Origin of the sequence: uncultured Acidovorax sp. (assembly GCF_964021665.1) — a bacterium.
In the GTDB taxonomy this organism is placed as follows: Bacteria; Pseudomonadota; Gammaproteobacteria; order Burkholderiales; family Burkholderiaceae_C; genus Acidovorax; species Acidovorax temperans.
On sequence record NZ_CAXIAK010000152.1, the window covers coordinates 1 to 3,610 of the forward strand.

At 65.0% G+C, this 3,610-nt stretch carries 2 protein-coding genes and 2 pseudogenes; all 4 read left to right on the forward strand.

The window, feature by feature from the left end; genetic code table 11:
- The coding region (locus AADJ04_RS17725; RefSeq protein WP_341240424.1) for a CoA transferase at window positions 1–1,115 on the forward strand (1,115 nt) is incomplete at its 5' end.
- Between the two features lie 80 nt (window positions 1,116–1,195).
- Window positions 1,196–2,203: a tripartite tricarboxylate transporter substrate binding protein gene (locus AADJ04_RS17730; protein ID WP_341240425.1), complete on the forward strand. Its 1,008-nt coding sequence runs from the start codon at window positions 1,196–1,198 to the stop codon at window positions 2,201–2,203.
- Between the two features lie 105 nt (window positions 2,204–2,308).
- Window positions 2,309–3,321 (forward strand): annotated as a pseudogene (locus AADJ04_RS17735) (tripartite tricarboxylate transporter substrate binding protein).
- Between the two features lie 162 nt (window positions 3,322–3,483).
- Window positions 3,484–3,610, forward strand: a pseudogene (locus AADJ04_RS17740) (electron transfer flavoprotein subunit beta/FixA family protein); the annotation flags it as partial.

The following is a 3,610-nucleotide window of genomic DNA, read 5'->3' on the forward strand; positions in this document are numbered from 1 at the left end:
ATGTCATCAAGGTGGAGCACCCCGGCCGGGGCGACGACACCCGCGACTGGGGCATGCGCATCGGCAAGACCGAGACCACCTACTACAACAGCATGAACCGCAACAAGCGGTCCATCACGGTGGATCTGCAGACGCCCGAAGGCGTGAAGATCATCCACAGCCTGCTGCCGCAGTGCGACGTGGTGATCCAGAACTTCAAGACGGGCGGGGCCGAGAAGCTGGGCCTGGGCTACGAGCAGCTCAAGGCCATCAAGCCTGATCTGATCTATTGCTCGGTGTCGGGCTACGACAGCTCGGGGCCCGAAGCCAAGCGGCCCGGCTACGACCTGGTGATCCAGGCCGAGGCGGGGCTCATGGCCATCAACGGCGAAGCCAGCCAGCCGCCGCTGAAGTTTGGCGTGGCCGCGGTGGACATGATGACCGGCATGTACGCCGCGCAGGCCGTGCTGGCCGCGCTGTTCCGCCGCGAACGCACGGGCAAGGGCCGCCACATCGAGATGGCGCTGTACGACTGCGGCCTGATGATCACCGGCTACTACGGGCTCGATGCCCTGCTGCTGGGGCACGACCCGCAGCGCTATGGCAACGCGCACCCGTCTATCGTGCCCTACGGCATGTACGACGCGGCCGATGGCCCGCTCATCATCGGTGTGGGCAACAACGCGCAGTTCGACAAGTTCTGCCGCCAGGTGGTGCAGCGCCCCGACATCGTCGAAGACCCCCGCTTTGCCACCAATGTGGAACGCGCCAAGAACCGCCTGGTGCTCAGCCCCATGCTCAAGGAGCTGATTGCCGGCTTCCCGCGCGATGTGCTGCTGGAGCGCCTGTCGGCCGCTGGAATTCCCTGCGGCAAGGTGGCTGGTTTGCATGAGGCGCTGACCAGCGAACGCACACGCCGTGGCGGCCTGCTCAAAGAGATGCCGCACCCCGTGGCCGGCACCACGCATGTGTTTGCGCCGCCGTACCGGCTCGATGGCCAGCGCCTGCCCATTCGCAACGCGCCGCCCACGCTGGGCGCGGCCACGCGCGATGTGCTGCAGCAGCTGCTGCAACTGCCCGAGGCCGAACTGCAAGCCCTGCGCGACAAGGGTGTACTGACCCTGCCACCGCTTTGATTGCTATATAAGTAATAGCTGCAAGCGCTTTTAAACAGGGCGCTGCAGCCGATTTTCACTACAACCCAAGGAGACAAAACATGCGTACATCGAACATCCACCGCCGCAGCGTATTGCGAGGCCTGGCCGCTTTGGGCAGCACGGGCCTGCTGGGCTCGGCCCTGGCCCAGGCGGGCAAAGACGGCTGGCCCAGCAAACCCATCCGGCTGGTGGTGCCCTACCAGGCGGGCGGCGCGACCGACATCACGGCCCGTACCCTGGGCGAAAAGCTCTCGGCCCGCCTGGGCCAGCCCGTGTTGGTGGACAACCGGGGTGGCGCTGGCGGCGTGAGCGGCACCGACCACGCCCTCAAGTCGCCTGCCGATGGCTACACGCTGCTGGTGTCTTTGGGCACCACCATGCTCATCAACCAGTTCCTGTACGAGCGCCTTCCCTACCAGCCGCAAAAAGACCAGGCCCTCATCACGCAGATTGCCCTGGCGCCGGTGGTGCTGCTGGTGCCCCCGCAACTGCCGGTGTCCAACGCGCAGGAGCTGATGGCGTACATCGACCGCAACAAGGGCAAGGTCGCCTACGGCTCGTGGGGCGCGGGCTCGTATGCCCATCTGGCGGGCGCGTGGCTGTCGGACAAGCTCAAGGCCGACATGAACCATGTGCCCTACAAGGGCGAGGCGCCCATGCTGCAAGACCTGGTGGGCGGTCAGCTCCAGATGGCGTTTGCCAGCCTGCAGTCGGCTCGGCCCTATATCGAGTCAGGCCGACTCAAGACCTTGGCTGTCACCGGCACGCAGCGCATGGACGCGCTGCCCAAGATTGCCACCATGTCCGAACAGGGCATCAAGGATGAGGTGTTCCAGGTGACCGGCTGGCTTGGCATGAGCGCACCTGCCAAGACGCCCCCTGAAGTGGTGGCCCGCCTGGGCACCGAGCTGCAGGCCGTGATCGCCATGCCCGAAGTGCGCGAGCGCATCCAGCAGATGGGCTTCATCCCCGTGGGTAGCAGCCCCGAGCAGTTCAACGCCCAGTTCAAGAAAGATGCGCCTGTGTGGGAGCGGGTGGTGAAGATCTCTGGCGCAAAGCTCGACTAACGCCCTCGGAGCCGCTGCCCCTGCGTGGCCGCCCGCGCCTGGGCAGCGTCGTTTGCATAGGGCGCGCCCAGCGCAACAACTGAAAGTAGAAAAAACGGATTCCTGATGAAAAAACAATCCCTTTTCCCCGCCACCTTTTCGCGCCGCGCGGTGCTTGCCGCAACTGCAGCAGTCTCGGCCATCGGCCTGCTGGGCGCAGCCCCGGCGCATGCCCAGGCCTGGCCCACCAAGATGATCAAGCTGGTGGTGCCATTCCCGGCGGGCGGCCCCACCGACACGGCCTCGCGCATCGTCGGCCAGCGCCTGTCCGAGCGGCTGGGCCAGCCGGTGGTGGTGGAAAACCGCGCAGGTGCTTCGGGTTCCATCGCGGCAGCCCAGGTGGCAAAGAGCCCGGCCGATGGCTACACGCTGATGATGCTCGCCACGCCCACGCTGCTGGCGCCGCACCTCTACAAGAAGGCAGGCTACGACACGACGAAGGATTTCACGCCCGTGGCCACGGTGTACGACTTGCCCATCGTGGTGGTCGTCAACCCCGCGCAGATGCCTTCGGTGACCGATGTGCAAAAGCTCATCACCCACGCCAAGGCGCGGCCTGGCCAGCTCAACTACACCAGTTCGGGCGCAGGCAGCTTTGGCCACCTGAGCATGGAACTGCTCAAGCAGATGGGCGGCTTTGAAATGCAGCATGTGCCCTACAAGGGGGCGTGCCCGCCATCACCGACACGATCGGCGGCCAGGTGCCGCTGATGTATGCCGACCTGGTGGCAGCGCTGCCCCACATTCAGGCAGGCAAGCTGCGCGCCATTGCGGTGGGTTCGCCCCAGCGCGTGGCCATGCTGCCCGATGTGAAGACCATTGCCGAGCAGGGCTTCAAGGGCTACGAAGCCGTGTCGTGGGGCGGCCTGATGGCGCCACCCGGCACGCCCAAGGCCGTGGTGGACCGCATCGCCAGCGAGGTCAAGCAGATCCTGGCCGACAAGGAAATCCAGGACAAGCTGCTCACCGCCGGTGCCATCGCCGCCTTCCAGTCGCCTGAACAGATGGCCCAGCGCATCAAGAGCGACTACGCCAAGTGGGGCGCTGTGATCCGCGACAAGGGCATCTCGAACGAGTAAGAGCAGCTCCCAAAACTCCCCTGGCGTCGTTGTTCCGCCTTGTCGTACTGTTTGTACTGTCTGCGGCGGAACGCCTAGCCAGGGCCGCTTCGCTGAGTTTTGTCAGCCGCTCTCAATGTGCCACCCGCACACCCACAACAAAAACCAAGGAAAGACGTTCCCATGAAAGTTCTCGTACCCGTCAAGCGCGTGGTGGACTACAACGTGAAGGTCCGCGTGAAGTCGGACTTGCGCGGTGTGGACATCGCCAACGTGAAGATGAGCATGAACCCCTTTGACGAAATCGCCG